27 protein-coding genes are annotated in these 25,748 nt (G+C 68.9%); 12 read left to right on the forward strand and 15 right to left on the reverse strand.

Features of this window, described 5'->3' with window-relative positions:
- Positions 1-43: 43 nt before the first annotated feature.
- The gene (locus tag QSK37_RS16000; RefSeq protein WP_285621272.1) at positions 44-940 is read left to right on the forward strand and encodes a LysR family transcriptional regulator; all 897 of its coding nucleotides are present in this window, start codon (positions 44-46) and stop codon (positions 938-940) included.
- Between the two features lie 22 nt (positions 941-962).
- Here the strand turns inward: QSK37_RS16000 and QSK37_RS16005 are convergent, their stop codons facing one another.
- Both QSK37_RS16005 and QSK37_RS16010 read right to left on the reverse strand, forming a co-directional pair.
- Complete coding sequence (locus QSK37_RS16005) at positions 963-1,730, reverse strand: SDR family oxidoreductase (RefSeq protein WP_285621275.1); 768 nt, start codon at positions 1,728-1,730, stop codon at positions 963-965.
- A 169-nt stretch (positions 1,731-1,899) separates the two neighbouring features.
- A complete protein-coding gene (locus QSK37_RS16010) occupies positions 1,900-2,487 on the reverse strand; it encodes a TetR/AcrR family transcriptional regulator (protein WP_285621279.1) in 588 nt (195 codons plus the stop codon).
- Between the two features lie 70 nt (positions 2,488-2,557).
- Between QSK37_RS16010 and QSK37_RS16015 the strand changes: the two genes are divergently transcribed.
- Positions 2,558-3,451 carry an NADP-dependent oxidoreductase gene (locus QSK37_RS16015; RefSeq protein WP_285621283.1) on the forward strand — a complete coding sequence of 298 codons (894 nt, stop codon included), beginning with the start codon at positions 2,558-2,560 and terminating at the stop codon, positions 3,449-3,451.
- A 38-nt stretch (positions 3,452-3,489) separates the two neighbouring features.
- Here the strand turns inward: QSK37_RS16015 and QSK37_RS16020 are convergent, their stop codons facing one another.
- The 5 genes from QSK37_RS16020 to QSK37_RS16040 form a co-directional block, all read right to left on the reverse strand.
- The gene (locus QSK37_RS16020; RefSeq protein ID WP_285621286.1) at positions 3,490-4,011 is read right to left on the reverse strand and encodes an Asd/ArgC dimerization domain-containing protein; all 522 of its coding nucleotides are present in this window, start codon (positions 4,009-4,011) and stop codon (positions 3,490-3,492) included.
- Between the two features lie 278 nt (positions 4,012-4,289).
- Complete coding sequence (locus tag QSK37_RS16025) at positions 4,290-4,511, reverse strand: DUF7489 domain-containing protein (protein WP_285567733.1); 222 nt, start codon at positions 4,509-4,511, stop codon at positions 4,290-4,292.
- A gap of 164 nt (positions 4,512-4,675) precedes the next feature.
- Positions 4,676-5,788: a sensor histidine kinase gene (locus tag QSK37_RS16030; RefSeq protein WP_285621288.1), complete on the reverse strand. Its 1,113-nt coding sequence runs from the start codon at positions 5,786-5,788 to the stop codon at positions 4,676-4,678.
- Between the two features lie 53 nt (positions 5,789-5,841).
- A complete protein-coding gene (locus tag QSK37_RS16035; RefSeq protein ID WP_285621291.1) occupies positions 5,842-7,422 on the reverse strand; it encodes a carboxylesterase/lipase family protein in 1,581 nt (526 codons plus the stop codon).
- A 224-nt stretch (positions 7,423-7,646) separates the two neighbouring features.
- On the reverse strand, positions 7,647-8,711 hold the full coding sequence (locus QSK37_RS16040) for a hypothetical protein (RefSeq protein WP_285621293.1): 1,065 nt from the start codon (positions 8,709-8,711) through the stop codon (positions 7,647-7,649).
- Positions 8,712-8,799: 88 nt separating this feature from the next.
- On the opposite strand from QSK37_RS16040, the gene QSK37_RS16045 reads away from it, so the two are divergent.
- Complete coding sequence (locus QSK37_RS16045) at positions 8,800-10,221, forward strand: beta-N-acetylhexosaminidase (RefSeq protein ID WP_285621296.1); 1,422 nt, start codon at positions 8,800-8,802, stop codon at positions 10,219-10,221.
- 439 nt (positions 10,222-10,660) lie between these two features.
- The gene (locus tag QSK37_RS16050; protein WP_285621299.1) at positions 10,661-12,070 is read left to right on the forward strand and encodes a hypothetical protein; all 1,410 of its coding nucleotides are present in this window, start codon (positions 10,661-10,663) and stop codon (positions 12,068-12,070) included.
- 8 nt (positions 12,071-12,078) lie between these two features.
- Here the strand turns inward: QSK37_RS16050 and QSK37_RS16055 are convergent, their stop codons facing one another.
- Entirely contained in the window at positions 12,079-13,068 is a 990-nt protein-coding gene (locus tag QSK37_RS16055; protein WP_285621302.1) for an alpha/beta hydrolase fold domain-containing protein, read from the reverse strand.
- A 291-nt stretch (positions 13,069-13,359) separates the two neighbouring features.
- On the opposite strand from QSK37_RS16055, the gene QSK37_RS16060 reads away from it, so the two are divergent.
- A complete protein-coding gene (locus QSK37_RS16060; RefSeq protein WP_252786350.1) occupies positions 13,360-13,563 on the forward strand; it encodes a cold-shock protein in 204 nt (67 codons plus the stop codon).
- A gap of 340 nt (positions 13,564-13,903) precedes the next feature.
- The gene (locus tag QSK37_RS16065; protein ID WP_285621308.1) at positions 13,904-15,319 is read left to right on the forward strand and encodes a DEAD/DEAH box helicase; all 1,416 of its coding nucleotides are present in this window, start codon (positions 13,904-13,906) and stop codon (positions 15,317-15,319) included.
- A 226-nt stretch (positions 15,320-15,545) separates the two neighbouring features.
- Here QSK37_RS16065 and QSK37_RS16070 read toward each other — a convergent pair whose 3' ends face one another.
- Together QSK37_RS16070 and QSK37_RS16075 are read right to left on the reverse strand one after the other, a co-directional pair.
- Positions 15,546-16,784 (reverse strand): serine hydrolase domain-containing protein, encoded by a 1,239-nt coding sequence (locus QSK37_RS16070; protein ID WP_285621311.1) that lies wholly within the window; start codon positions 16,782-16,784, stop codon positions 15,546-15,548.
- A 229-nt stretch (positions 16,785-17,013) separates the two neighbouring features.
- Complete coding sequence (locus QSK37_RS16075; protein WP_285621314.1) at positions 17,014-17,886, reverse strand: alpha/beta fold hydrolase; 873 nt, start codon at positions 17,884-17,886, stop codon at positions 17,014-17,016.
- An 86-nt stretch (positions 17,887-17,972) separates the two neighbouring features.
- Between QSK37_RS16075 and QSK37_RS16080 the strand changes: the two genes are divergently transcribed.
- Positions 17,973-18,500 (forward strand): CGNR zinc finger domain-containing protein, encoded by a 528-nt coding sequence (locus QSK37_RS16080; protein WP_285621316.1) that lies wholly within the window; start codon positions 17,973-17,975, stop codon positions 18,498-18,500.
- A gap of 33 nt (positions 18,501-18,533) precedes the next feature.
- On the opposite strand, the gene QSK37_RS16085 is transcribed toward QSK37_RS16080, so the two are convergent.
- The gene (locus QSK37_RS16085) at positions 18,534-18,902 is read right to left on the reverse strand and encodes a DoxX family protein (protein ID WP_285621319.1); all 369 of its coding nucleotides are present in this window, start codon (positions 18,900-18,902) and stop codon (positions 18,534-18,536) included.
- A 99-nt stretch (positions 18,903-19,001) separates the two neighbouring features.
- Here QSK37_RS16085 and QSK37_RS16090 point away from each other — a divergent pair, with 99 nt between their 5' ends.
- From QSK37_RS16090 to QSK37_RS16100, 3 genes are read left to right on the forward strand one after another with little or no spacing between them, the layout of a single operon-like run.
- Positions 19,002-19,388, forward strand: coding sequence for a winged helix-turn-helix transcriptional regulator (locus tag QSK37_RS16090; RefSeq protein ID WP_285621321.1), 387 nt, complete (start codon positions 19,002-19,004; stop codon positions 19,386-19,388).
- Positions 19,389-19,433: 45 nt separating this feature from the next.
- Positions 19,434-19,868 carry a MarR family winged helix-turn-helix transcriptional regulator gene (locus tag QSK37_RS16095; RefSeq protein ID WP_285621324.1) on the forward strand — a complete coding sequence of 145 codons (435 nt, stop codon included), beginning with the start codon at positions 19,434-19,436 and terminating at the stop codon, positions 19,866-19,868.
- Entirely contained in the window at positions 19,865-20,317 is a 453-nt protein-coding gene (locus QSK37_RS16100) for a hypothetical protein (RefSeq protein ID WP_285621327.1), read from the forward strand. Before QSK37_RS16095 ends, QSK37_RS16100 begins: the two co-directional genes overlap by 4 nt.
- A 40-nt stretch (positions 20,318-20,357) precedes the next feature.
- On the opposite strand, the gene QSK37_RS16105 is transcribed toward QSK37_RS16100, so the two are convergent.
- Positions 20,358-20,663, reverse strand: a complete 306-nt coding sequence (locus QSK37_RS16105) for a YrhB domain-containing protein (protein WP_285621329.1) — start codon at positions 20,661-20,663, stop codon at positions 20,358-20,360.
- Between the two features lie 24 nt (positions 20,664-20,687).
- Complete coding sequence (locus QSK37_RS16110) at positions 20,688-21,362, reverse strand: toxin glutamine deamidase domain-containing protein (protein ID WP_285621331.1); 675 nt, start codon at positions 21,360-21,362, stop codon at positions 20,688-20,690.
- A 354-nt stretch (positions 21,363-21,716) separates the two neighbouring features.
- Here QSK37_RS16110 and QSK37_RS16115 point away from each other — a divergent pair, with 354 nt between their 5' ends.
- A complete protein-coding gene (locus QSK37_RS16115) occupies positions 21,717-22,220 on the forward strand; it encodes an RNA polymerase sigma factor (protein WP_285621333.1) in 504 nt (167 codons plus the stop codon).
- Complete coding sequence (locus QSK37_RS16120) at positions 22,217-23,269, forward strand: CU044_5270 family protein (RefSeq protein ID WP_285621335.1); 1,053 nt, start codon at positions 22,217-22,219, stop codon at positions 23,267-23,269. Before QSK37_RS16115 ends, QSK37_RS16120 begins: the two co-directional genes overlap by 4 nt.
- A gap of 115 nt (positions 23,270-23,384) precedes the next feature.
- Here QSK37_RS16120 and QSK37_RS16125 read toward each other — a convergent pair whose 3' ends face one another.
- Positions 23,385-23,945 (reverse strand): hypothetical protein, encoded by a 561-nt coding sequence (locus QSK37_RS16125; RefSeq protein WP_285621336.1) that lies wholly within the window; start codon positions 23,943-23,945, stop codon positions 23,385-23,387.
- A gap of 2 nt (positions 23,946-23,947) precedes the next feature.
- Positions 23,948-25,747 carry a DEAD/DEAH box helicase gene (locus QSK37_RS16130; protein ID WP_285621338.1) on the reverse strand — a complete coding sequence of 600 codons (1,800 nt, stop codon included), beginning with the start codon at positions 25,745-25,747 and terminating at the stop codon, positions 23,948-23,950.
- Position 25,748 lies beyond the last annotated feature (1 nt).

Below are 25,748 nucleotides of genomic sequence, written 5' to 3' on the forward strand. Positions count from 1 at the left end.
AGGGATTACAACGGTGTAGAGCGCGGAGAGGGGACGGGAGCCGATGAGCCTTCGTCAGTTCGAGTACGCCCTGGCCGTCGCCGAGGAGGGCTCGGTGACGGCGGCGGCGGAGCTGCTGCACGTCGCTCAACCGTCGGTGTCCCAGCAGATCCGCGGCCTGGAGCGCGAGCTCGGGGTGGAACTGTTCGCCCGCACGCCGACCGGACTGGTGCCCACCGTGGTCGGCCGCGCGTTCCTGCGGGAAGCGGAGGTCGCGGTGAGCGCGGCGCGGCGGGCGAGAGCGACGGCGCGTGCCGGCGCCCATGAGCTGGTCGGCGAGCTGGTGGTCGCGGTGCAGATGGGCTTCGGCACCCGGCAGCTGCCGGGCGCGCTGGGCGCGCTGCGCCGCCGCTTCCCGCGGCTGGAGGTCACCGTCTTCGAGGAGCCGAGCTCAGCCGAGCTGGAGCGGCTGGGGCGCCGGGGCGTGCTGGACCTCGCCCTGATGGCGGCGTGCGAGCAGACCCCCGCCGACGCCCACCACCTCGGCGACGAGGAGTTCGTCGTGGTGCTGGGCGCCGGGCACCCGCAGCTCGCCGCGGACCGCGTCGAGCTGCGCGAGCTGGAGGGCGAGCCGTGGGTGAGGTTCGACCGCGACAGCGCGCTCGACGGCGTACTGATGAGCGTGCTGCGGGACAACGATCTGACCCCGGCCACGGCCGCCCGCGTGTCCCAGACGGCGACGGCCGTGCGCTGGGCCGCCCACGGGCTGGGGGTGACGCTCGTCCCGGCCTCCGCGGTGCCTCAAGGGCACGAGCACCTCGTTCGCCCGGTGTCCCCGGTCGTGTCCCAGCCCGTCATCGCCGTGGTCCGGCACGGCGCGGGTCCGGCGGAAACGGCCCTGCTCGAACTCCTGCGTCACGAGACCTGGTCCGAGTCCGCTTCCTTCTCACCGGTGTCCTGAAGCTCCGGAAATGCCGTCGGCGTCAGCCCCTGGGGAATTCGCCGCCGTCCACGACGAGATTGCTCCCGGTCAGCCAGCCCGCCCGGCCGGACACGAGGAACAGCACCGCGTGGGCGATGTCGTCGGGCCGGCCGTCGCGCCCCAGCGGCGTGGCGTTGTTCGGGCCGGGCGCCGGATCCAGAAGCGCCCACTGCTCCCGCGTCGCCTCGCCGCCGGGGGTGGCGACTCTGCCGGGACTCACGGTGTTGACCCGGATTCCGTACGGGGCCAGCTCCAGGGCCAATCCCCGGCTGTAATTCTCCAGCGCCGCCTTCGCCGCCGTGTAGTGCAGGAACGGTCCTATCGGGGTGAGGACCGCGGCCGAGGAGACGTGCACGATCATCCCCGAACGCCGTTCCCGCATTCCCGGTGTCAGCAATGAGTCCAGCCGCACAGACGCCAGGAAGTTCAGGTCCAGCGCGTCCTGCCATTCTTCGTCGGTGATGGCCGGACTGCCCTTGTGCGGTCGCGCCCCACCCGCGTTGTGAACCAGGATGTCCACCCCGCCGAGCGCCTCCTGCGCGGCCGCGGCGATCGCCTCCGCTCCGGCCCGTGACCGCACGTCGGCCTCCACGAACGTGGCCCCCTCCGGGACCGCGCTCGTCGCCGACCTGGCGGTCGTGAGCACCTCGGCGCCCGCGTCCAGGAGCCGGCGCACGACGGCCGCTCCGATCCCGCGAGAACCACCCGTGACCAGTGCCCGCTTTCCCTCGAGTTCTCGCGTGCCCGATCCGTTCTCGATCGTGGTCATGCCATTCCCCTCAATCGCATTTCGTCCGCTCGACGAAAGAAGGATTCACGTGCGCACAGCGCGAATTTCTGGAGAATTCGCGGCGAGTGCCTCGTCGAGCTGTTTCACGCTACGTTCGGAAAAGAACGAAAGGCAAAGACGAAATGTCAGCAGGCGCTATAGGGGATTCCTATGGCATCCCGGCCTGGGAGGTGACCTCCCAGGCCGCCTCGATCATCCGGAAGATCTCGTCCACCGCGGCCTCCGGGTCGGCCGCCTCACGGGCCAGGGAATAGGCGTCGATCACGAACCTCGCGATCGCCCGGCAGGTCGTCGCGCTCTTTGCCAGGTCGAGATCGGCGGCGATGGCCGTCGCGAGCGACTCCGCATGGCGCAACCTCATCGACTCCTCGTACTCCCGCAGGGCAGGTGATTCGTCGATCATGCGCCAGACGGGGGCGGCGCCGTCCGCTGTGCAGTGCCGTACCAGGGCATGGATCTCGCGGCGCAGCGCAGGGATGAGCGGCTCGTGGGACGCCCGGTCGGTGACCGCCCGTGTGAGGCGTTGCTCGAAGTCTTCGTCCTGCTCGAACACCAGGGCCTCTTTCGAGGCGAAATGGGAGAAGAGCGTGGTGACGGCCACGTCGGCCTCAGCGGCCACGTCACGGATGCCCACCGCGTCGTACCCGCGGTCGAGGAAGAGCCGCAGGGCGGCATCGGCGATCTTCTGACGGGTCGCGGCCTTCTTACGCTCACGGCGTCCGGACGGCACGGTCATCCCGTGATGCTATCAGATACAAAACCGTAACCGTTTCAAAGCACTAACGGTTAGTGCTACGGTGGGCCGCATGAAGAAAGTGAGCTTCGCCGCGTTCGGCGGTCCGGACGTTCTGCGACTCGTGGACGCCGAGGAGCCCCACGCAGGCCCCGGTCAGGTGCGCATCGCCGTACGGGCGGCGGGTGTGAACCCCGTCGACTGGAGGATCCGTGAAGGCCAGTTCCAGAAGGTCCATCCGATCGAGTTGCCCGCCGGAGTCGGACAGGACGCCTCCGGGGTGGTGGACGAGGTCGGTGAGGGCGTCGAAGGGGTCGAGGTCGGCGACCCTGTGTTCGGCGAAGGCTCGAGCACCTATGCCGAGTTCGCCGTGCTGTCGGCCTGGGCCCGGATGCCCGAGGGCCTGACGTTCGAAGAGGCGGCCGGGTACCCCTCCGTGGTGGAGACCGCGCTGCGCGTCATCCGCCAGGTCGGCGTACGGTCCGGGCAGACGCTGCTGGTCAGCGGCGCGTCCGGAGGAGTCGGATCGGCGGTGCTGCAGATCGCCCGCGACCGCGGCATCACGGTGATCGGCACGGCCGGTCCCTCGAACCAGGACTATCTGCGCAGCCTGGGCGCGGTCGCCACGACGTACGGCGAGGGCTGGGTCGAGCGGGTGCGGCGACTCGGCCGCGTCGACGCGGCTCTCGATCTGGCCGGCTCGGGCGTGATCCGCGAACTCGTCGAGCTGACCGGAGACCCCCAGAAGGTGATCTCCATCGCCGATCTCGGTGCGCCGGAGCTCGGAGTCCGATTCTCCGGCGTGGCCGGGAGCATGCCGGAAGCGCTCGCCGAGGCCGCCGGCCTCATCTCGCGGGGAAGGCTCCACATCCCGGTCGAGAAGTCGTACACCCTTGCCGAGGCCGCGGCTGCGCACATCGACAGCCACGCCGGTCACACACGCGGGCGCCGGGTCGTGGTCGTCTGAGCCGTCTCCTGCGCGGTCACACGGCCCGGCAAGCCGGCCTACCCGACCGTACTCGCCCGGCGGGCGGCCAGTTCGGCGATCTGAACCGCATTGAGCGCGGCACCTTTGCGGAGGTTGTCGCCGGAGACGAAGAGGGCGAGACCTCGGTCGTCCGGGACACCCTCGTCCTGCCGAATCCGGCCGACCAGGCTGGGATCGGCGCCGGTGGCCTGCAACGGCGTCGGCACGTCGACCAGTCTGACGCCCGGCGCCCGGCCGAGCAGCTCCCGAGCGCGGACGGGGGTGAGGGGTTCGGCGAACTCCGCGTTGATCGCCAGTGAGTGGCCGGTGAGCACGGGGACGCGTACACAGATGCCACTGACGGGCAGGCGGGGCAGTTCGAGGATCTTACGGCTCTCGTCGCGGAGTTCGCGCTCCTCGACGGTCTCGCCCCGTCCATCGTCGACGAAGTCACCGCTCGGGTCGGCGGTGGCGGTGTCTTCGACGGGGATCTGGACGCCCTTCCAGGGCAGGGTCGTGCCGGCGCTTCTGGCGCTGGCGAAGAAGCGGATCCGGTCCACGGGGAAACCGCGCTCCTCGAGGATCGCCGCACGACCGCGCCGACCTGACCGGTGGCGACGACGACGCCGATGCTGAGGCCCATCTCAGTGCGCTCCTGACGATGTCGTCGGCACCTGCGCGCGGATCGGCCGGAGGACCGGTCGACCGGTCCGGACGGGCGACACGTCCAGACCGGCCAGGTCGAAGGGCAAGTGGAGCTCTGGTGGGGGGCCGCTGTGGGCCGTCGTGATCCCCCGGAGGAGCCCGATCCGGGCCCGGGCGGGGTATCGGCGTGTCGCTATTTCTTGACCGGATCGGATCCGGCCTGCTTCACGATCTGGTCGCCGGGGTTGAGGGAGTCCCAGAGGGAGCGGTCGACACGAATCTTCTTGGTCTTGCCGTCGGTGAACGTGACTTCGAGGTAGTGGTAGAGGTTCGACCCGTCCGGCATGTTGCGGGACTTGTCGTTGACGACGCCTTCCCACGCTTCGTCCTTGTGCACCTTCCGTGACCCGAACATGGATTCGCCCGCTTTCTGTGATGTGTCTCTTACTTCCGGTGACCAGATTAGAGATTCGCGCAGCCGAGGGCGTCAGCCGCGTGTCGGGTCTTACGGGTGCGACTTCAGACTGAGGCGCGGAGGCGGACCATACCGAGGTCGTAGGGCATCACGACGTCCTGGTGTCATGGCGGCTCCTCCACCGGCAGCCGGGCACGGACCCGGAACCCCCCGGCCGGGTCGGGTCCCGCCGTCAGTGATCCGCCCATCATCGCGGCGCGTTCACGCATACCGGCGATGCCCTGTCCCGCCCCCAGGCCGGTCAGGCGGCCGCCGCCGATGCCGTCGTCGCGGACGTCGATGGTGAGTTCGCGGTCGGTGGCGACAACCGTGATGTCGGTGGTGCGTGCGCGGGCATGGCGCAGGGTGTTGGTGAGCGACTCCTGCACGATCCGGTAGGCCGACAGTTCGACTCCGGGAGGCAGCGTCCTGCCGTCCAGACCCTCGGTACGGAACGTCACGCGCAGTCCCGCCGCGGCCAGGGGTCTGGTCAGGCCGTCGAGGTCGGCGAGGCCCGGCCGGAGCGCCGCGCCGCCCTCGGGCTCGTCGTCGAGGGAACGGACGGTACGCAGGAACGCGCGCAGCTCGGTGAGGGCCTGCCTGCCTGAGGTTTCCAGATCGCGCAGGGCCTGGCGGGCCTTGGCGGGGTCGACGTCGAACACGTCATCCGCCGCGGCCGCCTGGATGACCATGACCGAGACCGTGTGGGCGAGAACGTCGTGCAGTTCGCGGGCGATGCGAGCCCGTTCTTCGAGTACGACGCGCCGCGCCTCGGCCTGGCGGCGGGCGGAGCGGGCTCTGCCCAGCGCTCCCCAGCTCCAGGCCAACAGGGCGGCGGCGGGCCACAGCAGCGCGTGCCGCAGGTGCCCGGTCGCCCACGGCAGGACGCCGGCCGGCACCAGTGCCCCCGCCAGACCCCACAGAGACTCGCGGGCGGGACGGATCCAGGCGAGGGTGCTCACCACCACCAGCGCGATCCCGGGCCCGGCCTTCGGATACAGGAACTGGATCCCGCTCCCGGCCAGGAGAACTGTCGCGGTCACCGTGCCCGGCCACTCGCTCATCCACCAGACGGCGCCCGCCTGAACCACCACCAGGGCGATCAGCACGGCCCGTCCGAACCCGCCGGGAGCCCCCTGGGGCGTGAGGAGGACCAACGGCGCCAGCAGGGCCAGCGCGCACCCCACGAGTACGGTGCGCCACCGCGGTGACAGTGTCACCTCGAACCGGTCCGGCACGATGACCGACGCTAGCAGTACGCGTATCCGACCAGGCGACGCCTCATCCACGGTCACCGCGTCGTTGTCTCCCAGAACCCGCAGTTGTGCTCGGCCGCGGCGTCGACGGTCCGGATCGCTCCCGGCGCGAGGCTCAGCGGCGCGGTGCCGGGCCGCCAGCTCGGCGCGCCCCGATGGTTCGGATCGCCGGAGCGGGCGAAGGCACTCCAGTAACCGACCATCGTACGGGCCAGTTCCTTGCGATCCCGGGTGACCAGCAGGTCCCTGCCTCCCAGGTCGAAGAGGTAGGGAAGGTCGGAGGCGTGGGCGGCGCCCTGCGGGAGGCCGGGGATCCTCAGGCCGTTGACGTTGGGCGCGTTCTCGTCGGCGAACTCATAGGAGTACACGGTCGTACGCGCGGCGAGGTCCCGGGCGCCGGCCAGGGTCGAGCAGGCCCAGGACTCGTCGGTCAGGACCGCCGCCCAGGCCAGTCCGGCGGACGGGAACCGCGACAGCGGGTACCGGGCGGCCACCTTGCCCGCGCTGGAGCCGAACGCCCGCCTCAGCAGCCGCGGATAGGTCTCCGAGGTGATCAGCTTCGAGTCGTACTTGAGCGCGCCGCCGACGAACGCACGGGCCTCGTCACGGGTACCGCCGACGATCACCGGAACGTTGGTGAACGCGCCCGCGCCCAGCGCCACGGCGGGATCCCGCGGCAGCAGATCGGTGCCGTAGGCGAGATGATCGGCGAAGGACTCGGAGTGTGGGAGAAGGTCGGCGACGGGCTTGCGCCGTAGGCACGCCAGCGCCTTCTCGCCGCCACAGCCCAGCTCCTTGGCGGCGGCCAAGCCGTCGCTCTGCCCCTGGGCGAGAGGGACGTACGGCCTGTCGGCAGGCGCCCCGGGGAACAGCCCGCCGGCGGGCCAGCGCACCCGGCACGACCCCGACGAGACGATCGCCTTGCTGATGAGCCCCTTGGCCGCTGGGGAGGTGAGCAGGGCGCAGACCGACATTCCCCCCGCCGACTGGCCGAACACGGTGATGTTGCGCGGGTCGCCACCGAACGCGGAGGCGTTGCGGCGCGCCCACTGCAGCGCCGAGATCTGGTCGGCGAACCCGAAGTCGCCCGACCCTGGCAGCCCGGGCAGCCCCAGGTAGCCGAAGATCCCAAGCCGGTAGTTCACCGTGACGACGACGGCCTTGCCCTCGGTGGCCAGCCGGACGGCGTCGTACTCCCTGCCGCTTCCCTGGGTGAAGCCGCCGCCGTGCCACCACACCATCACCGGCAGACCGCCGTGGTTTTCGCGCGGGGTGGTGACGTTGACGTAGAGACAGTCCTCACCGGACGGCCGGCTTCCCTGCGTGCCCGCCGTGCCCTGCGGGCAGTCATTCCCCGGCCGTCCGGCCGCCCTCACGCCGCTCCAGGGACGCGGCTTACGCGGCAACGTCCAGCGCAGGGCGCCGGTGGGCGGTTCGGCGTACGGAATGCCGAGGAACTGTCGCGACCCGCCCTTCACGATGCCCCGCACGCTCCCGGAATCCACGCGTACGGTCAGCGGTGCCTGCGCGGGCTCCCGCGATGAGCGACACGCCCCCACCAGCCCCGCGGCCGAGACCACCGCGAGCACGGTGAACACGCTTTTGACATCCGCCATCTTCATGACCGCCTGACTGATCACGTCCGCCGTACGACGGCACGGGTTCGAAAGCCATGGCGAGGTGACCCGCCGACGCCGACGCTAGAGACCCCGGCGGCAATTGGCCTCAGCCTGTCGTCCGGTCTTGGAACCGCGACTTCGGACGGAGAGGCGGGCGCGTCCCCACCCACAGACGGAGACGCCTTGCTACCCGACGTGCCGCCGATACCGCGCTCGGACCGTCAGGGGGCCGTCCTGAGAGTCAGGGCGTAGTACTCGACCCAGTAGTCGCCCACGTTCTGGCTGTGGTCGGTAAGGAACAAGTTGTGCGGTGACTTGCAGCCGCCCAGCTTGGCCGTGTCCACCAGCAGTTGAGCCAGGCGCCGGCCGTCCACTTCGCCGGCTTCGTAGGTTTCTGAATGGAAGAGCGGGCCCGCCGAGGTCGCCGATTCCGCGATCCATCCCAGGTCGGCCAGCTCGGCCTTCGGTAGCGCCGGCTCGTTGAAGTCGTGCATACGGAGCCTCAACACGGGATCAGACTCGATATCGATGTGGATGGCTCCTGGCCATACGCCAAGATGCGCGATGTCCTTGCCGATGCCCAGTGCGCGGACTTCCGCGGGGAAGGTGGTCAGCATCGCGGCCACGGAAGTGGCGAAGACGTCCCAGTCGTCGGTGCGCCATAGACCGGGCAGGTCGAGGCCGTCGTTGGCTGGATCGTTCCCGGTGCCGAAGAAACCACCGAGCGCGAAGGAGTCGTGTTGCTGTCTCCGATACCAGTTCTCCACTGGGGCGCTCGGCGACAACAGCAGTTCGGGGCCTTGCTCGCCGGCGCGCAACTCCAGCGAGTTCGGATCGCCTCGCCACCGCCGGAACGGACTGCCCCACGATGCGGGCGCGTCATGGAACGGGCCCGGCCTCCCGTAGGCACCCATTATTGGCGAGGAGCCGAAAGCGGCCGTAAGGACATCGGCTGCCCTGCGGAAAGCGTCGGCCTTGGCGATCGGCGTATCCTGCGGGAGATCGATCGGCACATAGAGGCCGAAGTATTCTTCACCCGCGACGTGATCCTCCACCATATGCCTGCGAACCGACCGCAGGTACGCGTCGCCGGTCACCAGCCCAGTGCTCAGCACCGGCCCGTAATGCTCCCTGTGGAGCGGCTCCACTCGGTCACGCCACTCCCAGCCCAACCCGGCCACCAGTTCTCGCAGAGCCGTCTCGGCCCATCCACCGGTCTCGGCCGTCTTCAGCCGTCGCGCCAGCTCCACCAAGGCCTCATCGCTCAACCGCGCCACCGAGATCACCGCCTTTCACACGTACAAAGTCGATCTTCGTCGTCAGTGCCACAGCATCGCAGAGCAGGGCCGTTGATAATCAGTCATGACCTCTCGGATGACCTGCCTTGTCCCAGCGCCCGTCCACGTCCGGCCGTCGCCCGACGACAGCTTTCTCATCACGGCCGAAACCCGTGTCCGCGTCAGCCGGGAAACCTCTCGCATCGGGGACCATCTCGCCGAAACGCTCCAGCTGGCCACCGCCGCGGACGGCGAGATCTCGCTGTCCCTCCACGGCGCCGATCCACGAGTCGGCGACGAGGGCTACCGGCTCTCCGTCACCAGAACAGGCATCGCGCTGAAAGCCAACACCGAGACCGGGTTATTCAACGGTGTCCAGACGCTGCGCCAGCTGCTCCCGGTCGACGGGCCTCGTGTGGTGGACGGCGGCGAGGTCCTGGACCATCCGAGATTCGCCCACCGCGGCGCGATGCTCGACGTGGCACGACATTTCTTCACCGTCGATGACGTACGGCGGTTCATCGACCAGATCGCCCAGTACAAGATCAACGTTCTGCACCTCCACCTCACCGACGACCAGGGCTGGCGCCTGGAGATCACCGGCTGGCCCCGACTCACCGAAGTCGGCGGAGCGACGCAGGTCGGCGGCGGCCCGGGCGGGTTCTACACCCAGCGGGAGTTCCGGGATCTTGTCGCGTACGCCGCGTCCCGGCATATCACGGTCATCCCCGAGATCGACCTCCCCGGCCACAGCAACGCCGCACTGACCTCCTACCCCGAACTCACCTGCGACGGTGTCGCACCGCCGCCGTTCACCTCGATCGGGACGGCCACCGGATTCAGTTCCCTGTGCACCGACCAGGAGAGCACCTACCGGTTCACCGAGGACGTGCTCGGCGAACTCGCAGCGCTGACGCCCGGCCGGCATCTGCACATCGGCACGGACGAAACCCACGCCACGCCCGAAGAGGGCTACGTGAAGTTCGTCCGGCGGACCGTCGACATCGTGCGGCAGCACGGCAAACAGGCCATCGGCTGGCACGAGATCCTCCGCGCCGGCCCGCCGGAGGGCACCGTGCCCCAGTTCTGGAGCAAGACCGACGACGATCCCCGAGTCGCCGAGGCCGCCGCCCGGGGCCACCGAATCCTTCTCTCCCCCGCCAACAAGGTGTACCTCGACATGAAGTACACCCCCGACTCCCCCATCGGCTTCAAATGGGCCGGCTATCTCGATGTCCGCGACGTCTACGACTGGGACCCCGGCAGCTACCTCGACGGCGTACCGGAGCACGCCGTGCTCGGCGTCGAGGCGCCCCTGTGGTCGGAACACCTCGAACATCGCAGCCATATCGACCACATGGCCTTCCCCCGGCTTCCCGCGATCGCCGAACTCGGCTGGTCACCGGGACAGACCCACGGCTGGGACGACTTCCGACGCCGCCTGGCGACCCACGCACCACGCTGGACGGCCCAGGGCATCGAGTTCTATCCGTCCACCCAGATCCCCTGGGCCATCTGAGTGACCGCGCCTCGACAGGGAGCACGTCTCCGCCGAAATACCACCTTTGGGTACTACGACGCGCTGCCCACTGCCCACTACATTGGCGCGGCGTCTCTCAATTGCGATTGACCACCGGCATCCGGTCGCGTTGATGAGGATCGCGGGTGACGACGGAACCTCACGACCGGCGGCATCGTCCAAATTCCCACCTTGATCACCCATGTTCAGCAAATGATCGGGATTCCTGTTGAAACGTGCATTGATGCCCATTGCGGTGTCCGGCGTACTCCTGGCCGGCGCGACCGGCTGCCATTCGGCGGATCGTCCGCGAGCAGCGGATCTGTCCGGCGATTCGGCCCACGCGACGAGTCACCCGACACCGACGGCGGATGGTCCGGCAAAGGCGGATCTGTCGACCCGTTCGGTACGCTCCGCTGCTGCTCCTGGATGTGATGGAGTGGCCGTCGGGCCCGCCCAGGAGGTGGTCTCGACCGCCGAACGCAACCGTCTTGGGCTGGATGTGTGGCCTGACACGGCGTTGGGTGTGCTGAACGACGGGAGTGGAAAGTACCGGTTCTTCTCCACCGGAACGCCCGGCTCACGCGCTCCACAGAAGGTCATCACCACGAGCGGGACGCTCAACGCCCCGGCGTCCGGTGGCATCACCAGCTCTCAGCAGGTCACCGGTGTGCCGAGCGGGTTCGACTATGCGGGTGGCGGCCCGGTCTACCGCGACGCGAACAGCGGCCTGGTGCTGCAGATGCTGCACCTGGAGCGGCCGTACGGCAGTGACCCGTCGAAGTTCTACACCGAACTCGATCTCGGACGCGTCGACCCGGCGACGGGCAAGGTGACGCGGCTGGGCGCGATCGTGCGGCCGCACGCCGTTTTCGCGGACGCCCAGAAGACCCAGACCACGATCGACCTCGGCGCGCCCTCGTTCAGTGTGACGAAGGTCGGTTCGACCTCCTACCTGTACGTGTACTTCGCCGACGCCTCCGCCGACACCTCCGGGCACGTCTCCTTCTCCGGGCTGTCGGTGGCCCGCGCGTCGCTGAGCTCCGTGCTGGCCGCGGCCAAGCAAGGAAAGGTCAGCGCGTGGAACAAATTCTCCGACGGTGAATGGACCCAGCCCGCACTGGGCGGCGCGTCCGCCGACATCAACGCGGGCCGGCCGATGGCCTGGGCGCCGGGCACCGCTCGCGGTGATGGGCGCACCATCATGGTCGCAGGTGTCTCCCCCCACGAGATGGTCCTGTCCGCCTCCGCGGACGGGGTGAGCGGCTGGTCCGCGCGGCATCCGCTGTGGCGTGACCCGGACATGTTCGACGCCTACCCGACCGTCGTGGCGAACAGCGGCACCCCCGACACCCCCGGCACGACGTTCTTCGTCTACTACACCCAGTGGCAGAGCCCGAGCCCGGACTGGTCCAAGGCGCGGCTGATGCGGCGTACGGTGCGTTGCACGCAGGGAACGAGTGGGACCGACGTCGCCCTGGTCCGCTACAGCAACGGGTCCCACCACCAGGTCACCACCGGCTCGGCCCCGACCGGCTACCACGAAGAAGGCCGCTGGTATCTGCGCTCGGCACAAGAGTCCGGCACCGTCCCGCTGTACGGCTGCCGTAACGGCCAGGACGACCAGTTCCTGTACAAAGAGGCGGACTGCGGCGGCTCCCAGTTCGCCATCGTCCAGACCGAAGGGTGGATCTACACCGCCCGTCCGTCAAACCCCTCCGTGCCGCTCTACCGATGCCACATCACCGGCGTCGGCGACCATTTCGTCTCCACCCAACCCGACTGCGAGGCACCCGGAAACGCCAACGTCGTCCAGGAGGGCCTGCTGGGATACGCCCTCACCCACTGATCGGTACGTCATTCTCGGAGGGAGCGCCCGAGTACGCGGCTGAGCCACCGGGTGCGAGCGTGACGGGCTTCGCGGGCGAGGGCCGCGGTGGGGGCGACGGAGTCGAAGCCGTGGAAGGCGCCGGGCCAGACATGGAGCTCGGCGTCGCCCCCGGCGCACCAGATCGCGTGGGCGTAAGCGACGTTCTCGTCGCGGAAGGTCTCCGCCGAGCCGACGTCGACGTAGGTGGGCGGCAGCCCGCTCAGGTCGGTGGCGCGGGCGGGGGCGGCGTAGGCCGGCAGATCCGCGAGGCCGTACCGGTCACCCAGGTAGGCCTGCCAGGCGACGGCGGTCGAGGATCTGTCCCACAGGCCGACGCCGGCCATCTGGCGAGCGGAGGGGGTGTCGAGGCGGTCATCCAGCATCGGGCACTGCAGGAGCTGCCCGATCGGTCTCGGGCCGTCGCCCCGGTCCCGGTTGAGCAGGGCCAGGGCCGCGGCGAGGCCGCCGCCGGCGCTCTTGCCCCCGATGATCACGCGCTCGCCGTCGATGCCGAGCTCGTCCGCGTGGCCGACGGTCCACAGAAGTCCCGCGTGGCAGTCTTCCAGCGGCCCCGGATACTGCGTTTCCGGCGCCAGCCGGTATTCCACGGACACGACGGCCAGGCCAAGCGGGGCGGACCAGTCACGAAGGATCTTCGGGAGGACGGACCAGGCATTGCCCATCATCATCCCGCCCCCGTGCATGTAATACAGCACCGGCAGGGACCCGGCGGCGTCGGCGGGCCGCGCGTACACCAGCGTGACGTTCGGACCGCCCTCGGCACCGGGCACGCTCAGTTCCTCGACGGCGAAGCGGCCGTCGGCCCGCAGCTCGACCGCGGTGGGCCGGGGTCTGTTCGCGGCGTCGCGTTCTCGCCGGGCGGCGAGGTTCTCCGGAGTGAGCCGTTCCCTGGACAAGTCGCCCAGGGCCTCCAAAGCGGCGCCCAGCTCGGCATCGAACGGCGGGGCCGTTCCCACGGCGACCGTTTCGGAGGCCGGAGAGCGCCGGCGCCCCGTCATGACGCGCCGCCCTGGCGGCCGAAAGAGTACGTCGGCGGGACACTGTCATGCGGCATGTTGCTTGATCTATCCACCAGTGGTAGCGTAGTGGTAGTTGCAGTTGTGGTTCCCATGAGCTTATGTGCGCCTGCTGGTACTCACCTCAGGCGCATTTTTTGTTTTCCCGATAGTCCGTTCGGATGGGGTCATTACGGCGACGCGTGGCTCGCAGAGTGCGGGCCCCGTAATTGCCTTTCGGAAGGGACGAATATGGCCACCGGCACCGTGAAGTGGTTCAACGCGGAAAAAGGCTTCGGCTTCATCGAGCAAGACGGCGGCGGTAGCGACGTCTTCGCGCACTACTCCAACATCGCGGCTCAGGGCTTTCGTGAGCTCCAGGAGGGCCAGAAGGTCCAGTTCGACATCACGCAGGGCCAGAAGGGTCTCCAGGCAGAGAACATCGTTCCCGCCTGAGAACCGAACAGTGCGGCGCCGGGCCCGCATCTGAGCCCGGCACGCTGCCTGCCAGCAGGAAACGATCTTTCTGTCGACACCGACGTCTGATCGTTCGGGGGTGTGGCCCTTTCGTGGCGTTCCGCCATGCGGCTCCCCCGAAGTACTTGGCTGCGGGCTCTGGGCTGCACGCCGCTCAGCCCAGAGCCCGTCCTCCAGCCGTCTCCCGCGATATCACTCAACGCCCTTTTCCGGCTTCGGCGTTGCCTCGCGGTTCACTCAGGTTCGTTCTTGCGATCGCTTCCGGCCACAGGCTGCGGAGTCTTCCTCGAAACGTGCCAGTTCAAGGAAGGCTTTGCACATGCCCCATGGCACCCGTCCGTCTCACCGTCGTTTCTCCCACTCGCCTACCAAGGCCTCGCGTCAACCGGCCGCCCGGCGGCAGAACGACTTCGCACTCCCCGCCAGTTCCACGCCGCCCCTTCCCCCGGTCGCGTCGTTCGCCGAGTTGGAAATGCCGGCGGCCCTGCTGTCCACATTGACTCAACAGGGGGTGACGGAGCCGTTCGCCATCCAGGCCTCGACGCTTCCGGACGCGTTGAACGGCCGTGATGTCCTCGGCCGTGGACGTACCGGCTCAGGAAAGACCCTCGCCTTCGGCCTGGCGATGCTCGCCCGTAGCGCCGGCCGACGCGCCGAGCCGCGTAGGCCGCTGGCGCTGGTACTCGTCCCGACTCGCGAACTGGCCCAGCAGGTCACCGACGCCCTCATGCCCTACGCCCAGTCCCTCAGGCTTCGATCTGCCACCGTTGTCGGCGGCGTATCGATCTCCCGGCAAGCCGCCGCCCTCAACCGCGGCGCGGAGATCTTGGTCGCCACCCCGGGACGGCTCACGGACCTGATCAACCGGGGCGCGTGCAGCCTGGAGCACGTACGCATCACCGTCTTGGACGAGGCGGATCAAATGGCCGACATGGGTTTCCTGCCGCAGGTCACCGCGTTGCTTGACCAGGTCGCTCCGGGCGGTCAGCGGATGCTGTTCTCCGCGACGCTGGATCGCAATGTCGACCGACTGGTCCAACGCTTCCTCACCGATCCGGTCGTCCACTCGGTCGATCCGTCGGCGGGAGCGGTGACGACCATGGAGCACCACCTGCTGCACGTCACCGAGGCGGACAAGCACGATGCCACCACGCACATCGCCGCCCGTGATGGCCGCGTCATCATGTTCGTCGACATGAAGCATGCCGCCGACCGGCTGACCCGCAAGCTCCTGAGCAGCGGCGTACGCGCTGCGGCGCTGCACGGGGGCAAGTCCCAGCCGCAGCGTAACCGCACTCTGGAGCAGTTCCGCACCGGAGACGTCTCAGTCCTGGTCGCCACGAACGTGGCCGCGCGCGGCATCCACATCGATGGACTGGATCTGGTCGTCAACGTCGATCCGCCCAACGACCACAAGGACTACCTGCACCGAGGCGGCCGCACCGCACGCGCGGGCGAATCCGGCACCGTTGTCACCCTGGTGCTGCCCAAGCAGCGCCGTGAGATGGACCGGATGATGGCGACCGCCGGCATCACGCCGCACTCCGCGCGGGTACGGTCCGGCGATGCCGAACTCAACCGCATCACCGGTGCCCGAACGCCCTCCGGCGTCCCTGTCACCATTCCCGCTCCGGCCTCCGAAGGACGACGCGCCAGCGGAGCTGCGCGTAACCGTCGTCCGGCACGAAACCGCCGCCCTCAGCGATTCGCTACAACCGAACGCGCTGGCGGATAGGCGACCGTCCGAGGCCCGAGGGACTTCACGGCGCCGCGTCGCACCAGGGCGATGGCGAGGTGTCGGGGTGGATGGCAGCCGAGCGGCCTTCCCGGCTCCGGGCTCTCCGTTGGAACGCCGTCGAGCACCATCCTGCGCGTGCGGTGGGGTGGTGCCGATAGGTTCGGACCGTTGCGGTGGCGGATGCGGTTTGGACATGTCCGCGATACACGGAATCCCCGGTGGCTCAGCCACCCGATCCCCCGTCGGCCGGAGCCCCGGTGATGGCCTGCATCTCCTGCCCGATCATCTCCGGCAGCGGCACGCCGTCGCAGTTGCCGAGGATGACGCCGACCCAGCCGGTGTACGGGTAGATGTCCCAGTTGGCGCCGACACCGGGGTTGCCACCGGCGCGCTGGTACATCCACTGGCCGTTGACGATGGAGACCGGAATCCCGTACGCGCCGAACGACGCCGGTCCTTGGGGGATCTTGGCGGCGGTGAGCACGTCGGCCCAGGGCCGGTCCAGGACCGTACCGTCGCCCAGGGCGCGTGCGAACCGGACCAGATCCGGCGCGGTGGCGAAGCCGCCGTCCCCGGGGGCGTCGATGAAGGCGCGGCCCGGATTCTTGCCGAGTACGTTCGGATCCGGGCTGCTCTTGTCCAGGTTGCGGACGGCGTCCACCACGCTGCCGTCGGCCAGCGTCATGTACGGGTGCGCGATGTGCTTGTCGGTGAGCCACTGCGGCCTGGTGTAGAACGCCGATCCGGTCATGCCGCAGCGCTCGAAGATGTTCTCCTGCGCGTAGTCCCAGTACGTCTTGCCGGTCACCGCCTCCACGATCAGCGCGGAAATGGTGACCTCCGGCTCCTCGTGACCGGTGTTGGGCACGCCCGGGACGCCCACCAGTTTCGCCTGCCGGGCCCGCTGCTCGTAGTACGCGTGCACCTCATCCCGGCTCTGGAAGACGCGTTGCACGTCCTCGTCCGGGCCGGCCAGCCCGGAGGTGCCGGAGAGCAGGTGGTGGATGGTCACCTGCTCGGCGATGTCCTTGGCGAAGCCCTTGAGATGGGTGCCCACCGTGTCCGACAGCTTCACCTTGCCCTGCTGCGCCAGCTGCAAGACGGCCACCGCGTAGAACGGCTTGCCCGCCGAACTGAGGCTGAACGCGGTGCCCTCGTGATTGCGGATCCCGTTCTCCCTGTCGGCCATGCCGTAGCCGCGCGACAGCACCGTCCGGCCCCGGTGCGACAACAGCACCACGCCGGAGAACTTGCCGTCGGCGGCCAGCTTCGCCACGTACCGGTCGTAGGCCCCACCCGGCAGAGTGTCCGGCGGGATCCGGTCGTCGTCGGCCGGGGCCGCGCCGGCGTAGCCGGGCTGGGCACCCACCAGCGACGCGCCGGCCACCACGCCCGCGGCCGCCAACCCGCCCCACCCGAGCAGCCGCCGCCGGCCGACACCGCGTACGGAATCCGAGTCCATGATCACAATCCTCTCCCGATGGACGCATTGACCGTTGATGCGCCGCGGTCCATGCCTCCACCGAAGACGCAGGACCGTTGCGGTGGCGTATGCGATTTTGGATACTTCCGCGATACGTGCGGCCACGGCGTCGACGTCTTCGCCGAGCATCGACTACACCGGGTAGCGGCGCAGCACCACCACCGATCCAGCTCGCGTCATCGTGGCTCCCTCTCCTCGATCGCTCCGCTCAGGCCGTCGGCAGGTGTTTGGCGAGGAACTCGCGAATGAGCGCTGCGACCTCGTCGCCGGCGCTCTCGAGGAGGAAATGGCCGCCCTCGAACAGGTGGATCTCCGCGTTCTCGCTGTCGCGGGCGAACGCGCGTGCCCCGTCTGGGCCGAAGAACGGGTCGTACTTGCCCCACGCCGCGAGCACCGGCACCTGCCTGGTGCGCAGCCACTCGTGCAGCGCTGGATACAGCGGCGGGTTCGTCGCGTAGTTCAGGAACAGCTTCAGCTGGACCTCCGCGTTCCCCGGCCGTGACAAGAAGGCGTGGTCGAGGTGCCACGTGTCCGGGCTGAGGACGCTCTCGTCCTCGACGCCGGTCACATACTGGTCCCGGATCGCCTCGAGCGTGAACGCCCCGCGCAGGGCCGCCTCGTTCTCCGGCGTCTGCTCCCGCTGGTAGTCCCAGATGCCCTGCCAGCCGCTGGCGACGAAGCCCTCGTCGTAGCCGTTCCCGTTCTGGCTGATCACCGCGACGACGGCGTCGGGGTCGCGGATCGCGAGCCGCCAGCCGATCGGGGCGCCGTAGTCCTGAACGCCGATCGCGTACCGGGTCACGCCGAGCTGCTTGAGCAGTCCGGCGGTGAGGTCGGCCAGGGCGTCGAAGCTGTAGTCGAACTCGTCGGCCGACGGCGCGTCCGAGAGCCCGAAGCCGAGGTGATCAGGGGCGATGACCCGGTAGCCCTCCAGCTGCGGGATCAGGTTGCGGAACATGAACGAGCTCGTCGGAAAGCCGTGCAGCAACACGATCGCCGGCAGGTCGGCCGATCCGGCCTCGCGGTAGAAGAGCCGATGACCCTCGACCGTCGCGTACCTGTGATGCACCACTACGCTCATCGTTCTAACCTCCATAACTGCTGTCGGTGGTTATAGGAGAGCAGGCGCGATGTAACCTTGTCAAGGCATCAATGGAGGTTAGGACGATGATCAAGGTCATGACCCCGGACGAGGGGCTTCTGCTGGCCCTGCTGAACACGACGCCGACCGTCGCCGGAGAGGTGACCGATCGGCTCGCCGATCCCGAAGAGGCCTACGCCTGGGTGGAGGAGCACGCGGGCGAGGGGTATCTCGAGGAAGATCTCGAGCTCCTGCGCTCGACCCGCGACACGCTCCAGGCACTGGTGCACGGCGAAGCCGCGCCGACGGCACTCGCCCCGGCGCTCGACGGTGTCAGCTACCAGGCGGTCATCGGCGACACCGGCATCAACTGGGAGCTGGCGACGCCTCGCGCGCACACCCTGGCAGCCCGAGCCGTCGTGGCCTGGGACGCGCTCCAGCACACCGCCCCCGGTCGACTCCGCTCATGCGAGAACACCGACGAGTGCACCCTGTTCCTCATCGACCATTCCAAGAGCAACAGCGCCCGGTGGTGCTCGATGGCCGGCTGCGGCAACCGCATGAAGGCGCGCCGCCACTACGAACGCCGGAAGAACGCCCGAACCGCCGACTGACACCCGTAACCGCTCACGTAGACGCGAAGGGCGTCAGTCGAGGAAGCGGCCGACCGCGACGAAGGCGGCGAGCAGGAGCAGGAGCACGTTGGCCGGCAACGGTTGGCGTTCGTCGCGGACCAGGTGCACCCGAAGCGCGCCGATCTGCACGACGACCAGGCCGATCGCGGCGATCGGGGTGAGGATCGACGCGATCCCGGTCAGCCAGGGCAGGATCACGCCGAGTGCGCCTAGGATCTCCACCAGGCCGACCGCCTTCACCCCCGCGTCCGACGTGTCCTTCATCCAGTCGAAGTTGCCCGATGCGACCAGCCGATCGCGCGGCCGTACGACCTTGAGCCCACCCGCGGCGAGATAGACCAGCGCGAGCAGGCCCTGGACGATCCACAGTGCGATGTTCACGGCATTCCCCAATCCTTACTGCGTAGCCTCATCGTGCGTGCGCACGGGGGCGGCCGCAAAAGGCACATCGATGTATGCGTCCAGGAAAGAAGCCGCGTTATGGCGAAGGTCACACCGAAGTCGGGCGGCCCGCGGATCCGCGAAGGCGGCGCGGTCCGCGAGGTGATGGATCGGATCGGCGACAAGTGGAGCCTGCTGGTGATCGGCACCCTGCGCGCCGGGCCGCTGCGGTTCGGCGAGTTGGAGGCGGCCGTCGCCGGCATCTCCCAGCGGATGCTCACACTGACGCTCAAACACCTGGTCGAGGACGGTCTGGTCGCGCGCACCGCCTACGCCGAGGTGCCGCCACGGGTCGAGTACGAGCTGACCGAGCTGGGCCGGACGCTGGTGCCGCTGGTGATGGCGCTCGCTGAGTGGGCGATGGCCAACCACGAGCAGATCAACGCCAACCGATCAGGTCATGCGAGCGGCGAGGGACGGCCCTGAACGAGTGCTTGCGGCAGATGATACGAAATCGTATAGTCCGAAATCGTGACGTCTGAATCCGTGTCATCCGGGTGGTCGGCTTTGCTCGCACTGCAGCGGGCCACCCACGCAACACTGCAAGTGCTCTCCGCGGAGCTCGTCGACCTGGACCTGACCGCCTCCGAGATCAACGCGCTGGCGAACCTGGCTGACGGCCGAGGCCGGACCGTGTCCGAACTCGGCGCGGCCGTGGGCACCCGCCCCACCACACTGACCAGCGTGCTGGACCGTCTGGAACGACGCGGCCACATCACCCGCGGCGCCCGCCCCGGAGACCGTCGCGCGGTACTCATCGAACTCACGCCGTCCGGACGATCGGCCGCCGCCACGATCCGGCAGGCCATCGCCGCTTTGGAGCACCGCGCGTTCGACGGCCTGCCGGACGACGCGATCGCCCACCTGCGCACCGCCCTGGAGGCCCTGACGGAGATTCCCTCATGACCATGCGGCCCTCCTGCGACGCCCGCGACTTCGATGCGTTGATGGCCGAAGTGATGGCGACCGCCGAACGGTTCGGCCACCGGGAACATGTGCATCTGACGTGGCTGGCCGTGCGACGCGTTGGCGTGCCTGCGGCGGTCGGCCTGATCGGCGAGGGCATCCAGCGCACCGCCCGCTATGCGAGGGTGCCTCAGAAGTACCACGCGACCATGAGCCGAGCCTGGGTCGAACTGGTCGGTCACCACGCGACCGAACACGGCGAAGACGACTTCACCGCGTTCGCCGGCCACCACACCGCCCTGCTCGACAAGCGCCTTCTGACCCGCTTCTACCATCCGGCGACGCTGACCTCCTCACAGGCCAGGACCGGCTGGGTCGAACCCGACCGCGCTCCATTCCCGTGGCAGGACCCGAGCCGGCGGCAGCCCCAAGACGAAGAGGCACCGTGACCGTGACCAGGCGATGGCGGCAACGCAGGTTCGCTGCGCCTCATCCGTTTGGCGGAAACCTTGCGGGATCTTGTTCATACGCTTGGACTGCGGCCTGCGGGGTGTACTTGGAGGAGAATTCGACGATTCGGCCATCCTCGCGGCGCACGAGCACCGGCCCGGCGCCGATCAGTCCGTAGTTCGAATCCCCTGTTTCCAGCGCCTTCTCGGTGGTGTAAACGAACATCCACCCATACGGCGACTCAATCGTGGCAGAATCGATGATCACTATCCGTGGATATCGATCGGCAGGAAACGTACGCTCGATAAAGAGTTTCGCAATCCTCGTCGCCGCCTCGCGCGTCATCGAATACATTACCAATCATCCTCATCATGTGGCTGGGTAGTAATCGTAGATGATAAAGCCCGGCATGTCAGGGTAAGCCTCTGCCGTGTATTTCGTGAGCGATCCGTCCTGTCCGTCCAAGAAATGCACTTCGCCGTTCAAATCGGCGACGTTGTAAACATGGCTGTTCCATGGCATTGTCCTGATGTCCTGACGCAGGATCCCATAGGTGCCGGGATTGGCCCTCACGTCGGATACCACATGGCTAATGCCCGGGGCGCCTTCCATGATGCGGGACTCGACCGACAGCGGTCGAGTGACCGGACCGAGTGGCCCCGGATTTCTCCCGACCCAGACGTTGGTCGGCCCGGCCACCACTGCGCCGCGCTCGCGAAGCAGGTTCTCGCGAACGGCCAGCGAGCACTCGAGGCAGTTGCGTGTGCCACCAGTAGGATTGATGTTCTTCACTATCTCGTGCACTTCATCGGTAGTGAACGGCCTGCCGGCCGCACCTTCATGAATTGCCGCGATCCGTGCGTGGGCGGCGCGCATCAATGCCGCCTGTTCTTCTGTCATATCAGTGGCTTCGGGAAGTTTTTCCACCCCGCGTGGCCGGATCTCTGCCAGCGGTACGTCCTGCGGCGTCACCACGCGCTCTCCGGACGCGATCTCGCGCTCGGCACCCGCCAAGCCTTTGGGCGATTTGAAGAATTGCAACAAGGGCTGGAAGAGACGCCCGAGAGCCCTACCCTCGCCCGCGGTGAACCGCGCCGCCACTAGGCACCGCCGTTTTGGATCATTGATCGACAATAGCGGTGCGCGGCCGGTCGGCGACAGGCTCTCGTACGAGTGCGCTCGGGCTCGGGGCGTACAAGCGATCTGCGACGTGACCGCTGTTCCTACCCCCGCCGACGGCCTGGCTCGGCAGGGGCGTGCGGCTTTGGGGCCACCTCAAGCCGTCCGAGCATGTGCTTCGTAGGCCCACTCACATGAGTCGCCGGTCACGGACTGGCTGTAATGCACGCCTGGGCCGCGACACAGACACAGTGTGGACAGACGAGATGGGCGGTGTACATGACCGCGGACAGGCAGTGGTTCGTCGATATCTACGAACGTCACTACGACGCGGTGCTGCGGTACGCGTGGCGCCGGGTCGGCCCTGACGACGCGGCGGATGTCGTCGCGGAGACCTTCACGATCGCCTGGCGGCGGCTGCGCGACGTTCCGGAGGACATGCCGCTGCCCTGGCTGTACGGGGTGGCTCGCAACCTCATCGCGAACCGGAGGCGGAAGGACCGCCGGCGCGGCGTGCCAGATGCGTTCGACGCGGGTGTGTACCTGGTCGAGCCGGACCACGCGGAGGCGCTCGGCCGACGGGACGCCGCGCTCGCGGCGCTTCATGATCTCTCCGATGACGACAGGGAGATCGTCCGGCTGATCGCCTGGGAGGGCCTGACGACGGCCGAGACGGCCGTCGTACTCGGGTGCAGCGCCGCCGCGGCGACCGTACGCCTCCACCGGGCACGGAGACGGATCGAGAAACTGATGAGCGCCAAGCTCGAGGAGGTGGCGTCGTGAAGACCGACGCGGACATCGTGCGCGGCCTGCTCGCCGGACACGACCCGGCCCGGGCCGTGCGGGCCGACGTACCGGAGCGAGAACGAGCCCTGGAAGCGATCCTCACCGAGCCGCCGGCTGTGGACTCCGTCACGCGGAAGCGGTGGCGGCCCCGCTGGCGGACGATGGCGGTCGTGGCAACCGCGGCGGCGGCCACGGCCATCGTGGGCCTCACCGCACTGCCGCAGCTCCGAACGACGCACGTCTCGCGCGTGACCACCCCGCCGTTGCTGGAGTTGAAGCAGCCGGTGTACGGCGCAGCGGCCACGAAGGCGCTGCGGGACCTCGCGGCCAGGGCCGAGCGGCAGCCGGACACGATCGGGCACGGCCGCGTCGTCTACAGCAAGATCCAGGGCTGGTACCTCGACAGCACTGTCTCGCGTCGGCGGACGTCCGCCGTGGTGGTCCCGCGGACGGAGGAGCAATGGGTCGCACCCGACGGGTCCGGCCGCCAGCTCGCCGGCGCCGGCCGACCGTGGTTCCCCACCGCCAAGAGCCGGCAAGAGTGGGAGCGACAGGGCCGGCCGCCTCTGGGCGCCCGGGACAGCGATGACCGCTTCGGCCCCGGTGGGCTGTCGGGCGATCCCGATGTCGACAAGCTGCCGACGGATCCGGCGGCACTCCGCCGTGAGCTGGAGAAATCCGGAACCGACCTCAAGGGTGCCGCGGTCCTGCTGGAGGCGGAAGGTGACCTGTGGCGGCAACCGCTCCGGCCGGCCCTGCAGGGAGCGCTCCTGCGCCTCCTCGCCGACTCCGGTGAGATGGGTTACGCCGGACCGGTCCGGGACCGGGCCGGGCGCGCCGGCGTCGCGTTCACCCTCGACCAGAACCAGACCGGCCTGCCCGAGCGCGACGTCATCATCTTCGACCGGCGCACCGGCCGGGCGCTGAGCGAGGAGACGATCCTCACGAAGGATCCCGGGAAACTGCCGGTGCGGATCCCATCCGTCACCTCGTACACGCTCTTCCTCGGATCCGGCCGGGTCGACGGCATGAACGAGCGCCCCTGATCCCATGACCGGCGGGCCTCGCCGTAGCGGCGTAGGTATCGGCACCTGCCGGTATCTACGCCTACGGGGCCAGGAGGAGACTGCGAAGTGGAATGTCGACGCGGCTCTCCGGGGGTCACCCGGCCACCGTGAAGTAGACGGCCGGGTCAAGGGAGTTGAGCGCGGTCCAGCGCTGCGCCGTCGCTTCGGCGGGCGCTCGGCCGCCGCCCGCCGAAGCGAGGAAGAAGCCCTGCACGTCGAGAGCGATGCGGGGATCGTCGTCGATGCGCCGCGCCATGTCGTAGTAGACGGCCAGCTCATGGGCGCACCGCGGGGTGCCGGCCGGGCAGGAGCAGTCGACGCTGTCGAGGACCGGCGCGGGCGGATGGCCCGCGTCGACGATCGTGCGGTACAGATCGTCGGTGAGCAGGGGCTGGATGCCGCTCAGCTGTCGGGAGATCTCGGCCGTCGCCCCCGCGGACATCGGCGCGACCTCGATCGTGACCACCGAGGTGCCGCGACCGCGGTGCACGACGGCGCGCACGGTCCGGCCGTCGAACGTGATCTGCACCTTCCCGTCGCGCGCCATGCGCCGCGCGCTCGGCAGCTGGGGATCGGGACGGGTCTGGCGCAACGACTCGGCGAACCGGACCCAGTCCTTGCCCCACTTCGTGTAACCGTAGTCGTGGTCGGCCATGGTCAGTTGACTCGCTTCCGGCGCAGGACCTCGATGAGACGGTCGTCGTCCAGGCGGGTCAGCTCGGCGACGCTGGACATGTCAGCGATGTCCGACAGCGCGGACTTGCGGTCGTGCATGGCCGCGATGTGCTCCTCGACGGTGGTCCCGGTGGTCAGGGTGGTGACGGTGACCGTGCGGGTCTGACCGATCCGGTGTACCCGGTCGGACGCCTGGGCCTCCACGGCCGGGTTCCACCATCGGTCGAAGTGGATGACGTCGGCCGCGCGCGTGAGCGTGAGCCCGGTGCCCCCGGCCTTCAGGCTGAGGACGAGCACCTTCGGACCGTCCTCGGACTGGAACCGGCGGACGATGTCGGCCCGTTGCTCCTGGTTCAGGCCGCCGTGGAAGAACGGCGTACTCAGCCCGAACGTTTCGGCGAAGTGCCGGACCAGCAGCTCACCGGTCTGCCGGTACTGGGTGAAGACGAGAGTCGGAGAGTCGTTCTCCAGGTTGTTCGCCACGATGTCGGTGCACAGGTCGAGCTTTCCCGACCTGCCCGACAGCTCACCGAGGTCGTCCGTGATCAGGCCCGGATGGTTGCAGACCTGCTTGAGCGAGGTCAGGACGGCGAGCACCTTGGTCTGCCGCTGGGCGCCGCTGCCGAAGCCGTCGTCGATGACCTGCTCCAGCAGCCGGTCGTACAGGCTCTCCTGCTCCTCGGTGAGGTAGCAGATGAGATCCGCGTGGATCTTGGGCGGAAGCGACCCCGCGACCTGGGACTTCTTTCGCATCAGCACGACCGGCTCGATGGCCCCGCGCAGCCGGGCGGAAGCGGCCCGGGAGCCGTCCGCGATCTGCCGTACGAAACGACGGCGGAACTGCGCCCGGTTCCCGAACAGGTGCGGTGCGACCAGATTGAGCAGGGCCCACAGCTCGTCCAGGTGATTCTCGACCGGCGTCCCGGTCAGGGCGATCCGCGCGTCGGCCGCGATGGTGCGCGCGGCCTTCGACACCTGCGTACGGGGGTTCTTCAGGACCTGCGCCTCGTCGAAGACCGCGGTGCTCCACTGGATCCCCGCCGGGGCCGGGCTGTGCGTACGCAGCGTGGGGTAGCCGGTGAGCACCACCGTGCCGTTGTCCACCTCGGGCAGCGGCCCGCCGCGCCAGATCGTGGCCCGCAGGTCGGGTGCGAACCGCGCGATCTCGTGTGCCCAGTTCGCCACCAACGACGTGGGACAGACCACCAGTTGCGGCCCCTTCTCGGCCCGCCCGGCGACACAGCCGATGGCCTGCAGGGTCTTGCCGAGTCCCATCTCGTCGGCCAGCACCGCGCCGCCGTGCGTCTCGATGGTCTCGCGCAGCCAGCTCACCCCGCGCACCTGATACGGGCGCAGCTTGGCGGTGAGCGCCGTACGCATCTCGGCCCCCACCGCAGTGGTGCGACGGAAGACGCCGCTCGCGTGTTCCGCCGTCGTGACGGCGACACCCGTGGCGTCGGGGATCGCGTGCGCGGCGATCGGCAGAGCCGACTCGCCGCCCGCGATCCACGACCGCCAGACGTCCACCGACCGGCCGGGCGAGTCGAGGGGCACGGTCACGAGCCGGTCCGGCTCGATCAGCACGCAGTCGACGTCGGACACTTTGAGCCTGCCGAGGTCCGGCGTCGGCACGACCAGGGGGACGGTCTGGACGTCACCGACCGGCGGGGCCGCCCCCACGGCGCCGTCGGACCAGGTCCACAGGGCGAACATGTGCCGGTCGGGCAGGTACGTGGCCTGACTGTCCGACCGCGCCTCGGGGAGTTGCTGCCTGGTTCCCATG

Origin of the sequence: Actinoallomurus iriomotensis (genome assembly GCF_030269445.1) — a bacterium.
GTDB lineage: Bacteria > Actinomycetota > Actinomycetes > Streptosporangiales > Streptosporangiaceae > Actinoallomurus > Actinoallomurus iriomotensis.

What these genes read in the sequence shown, in the direction of transcription:
- QSK37_RS16025 (WP_285567733.1), bottom strand. Translation starts at nt 4,511, where the DNA reads ATGTTCGGGTCACGGAAGGTGCACAAGGACGAAGCGTGGGAAGGCGTC.
- QSK37_RS16000 (WP_285621272.1), top strand. Translation starts at nt 44, where the DNA reads ATGAGCCTTCGTCAGTTCGAGTACGCCCTGGCCGTCGCCGAGGAGGGC.
- QSK37_RS16015 (WP_285621283.1), top strand. Translation starts at nt 2,558, where the DNA reads ATGAAGAAAGTGAGCTTCGCCGCGTTCGGCGGTCCGGACGTTCTGCGA.
- QSK37_RS16010 (WP_285621279.1), bottom strand. Translation starts at nt 2,487, where the DNA reads ATGACCGTGCCGTCCGGACGCCGTGAGCGTAAGAAGGCCGCGACCCGT.
- QSK37_RS16080 (WP_285621316.1), top strand. Translation starts at nt 17,973, where the DNA reads ATGATCAAGGTCATGACCCCGGACGAGGGGCTTCTGCTGGCCCTGCTG.
- QSK37_RS16065 (WP_285621308.1), top strand. Translation starts at nt 13,904, where the DNA reads ATGCCCCATGGCACCCGTCCGTCTCACCGTCGTTTCTCCCACTCGCCT.
- QSK37_RS16115 (WP_285621333.1), top strand. Translation starts at nt 21,717, where the DNA reads ATGACCGCGGACAGGCAGTGGTTCGTCGATATCTACGAACGTCACTAC.
- QSK37_RS16035 (WP_285621291.1), bottom strand. Translation starts at nt 7,422, where the DNA reads ATGGCGGATGTCAAAAGCGTGTTCACCGTGCTCGCGGTGGTCTCGGCC.
- QSK37_RS16125 (WP_285621336.1), bottom strand. Translation starts at nt 23,945, where the DNA reads ATGGCCGACCACGACTACGGTTACACGAAGTGGGGCAAGGACTGGGTC.
- QSK37_RS16045 (WP_285621296.1), top strand. Translation starts at nt 8,800, where the DNA reads ATGACCTGCCTTGTCCCAGCGCCCGTCCACGTCCGGCCGTCGCCCGAC.
- QSK37_RS16105 (WP_285621329.1), bottom strand. Translation starts at nt 20,663, where the DNA reads ATGACGCGCGAGGCGGCGACGAGGATTGCGAAACTCTTTATCGAGCGT.
- QSK37_RS16005 (WP_285621275.1), bottom strand. Translation starts at nt 1,730, where the DNA reads ATGACCACGATCGAGAACGGATCGGGCACGCGAGAACTCGAGGGAAAG.
- QSK37_RS16070 (WP_285621311.1), bottom strand. Translation starts at nt 16,784, where the DNA reads ATGGACTCGGATTCCGTACGCGGTGTCGGCCGGCGGCGGCTGCTCGGG.
- QSK37_RS16090 (WP_285621321.1), top strand. Translation starts at nt 19,002, where the DNA reads ATGGCGAAGGTCACACCGAAGTCGGGCGGCCCGCGGATCCGCGAAGGC.
- QSK37_RS16130 (WP_285621338.1), bottom strand. Translation starts at nt 25,747, where the DNA reads ATGGGAACCAGGCAGCAACTCCCCGAGGCGCGGTCGGACAGTCAGGCC.
- QSK37_RS16100 (WP_285621327.1), top strand. Translation starts at nt 19,865, where the DNA reads ATGACCATGCGGCCCTCCTGCGACGCCCGCGACTTCGATGCGTTGATG.
- QSK37_RS16075 (WP_285621314.1), bottom strand. Translation starts at nt 17,886, where the DNA reads ATGAGCGTAGTGGTGCATCACAGGTACGCGACGGTCGAGGGTCATCGG.
- QSK37_RS16060 (WP_252786350.1), top strand. Translation starts at nt 13,360, where the DNA reads ATGGCCACCGGCACCGTGAAGTGGTTCAACGCGGAAAAAGGCTTCGGC.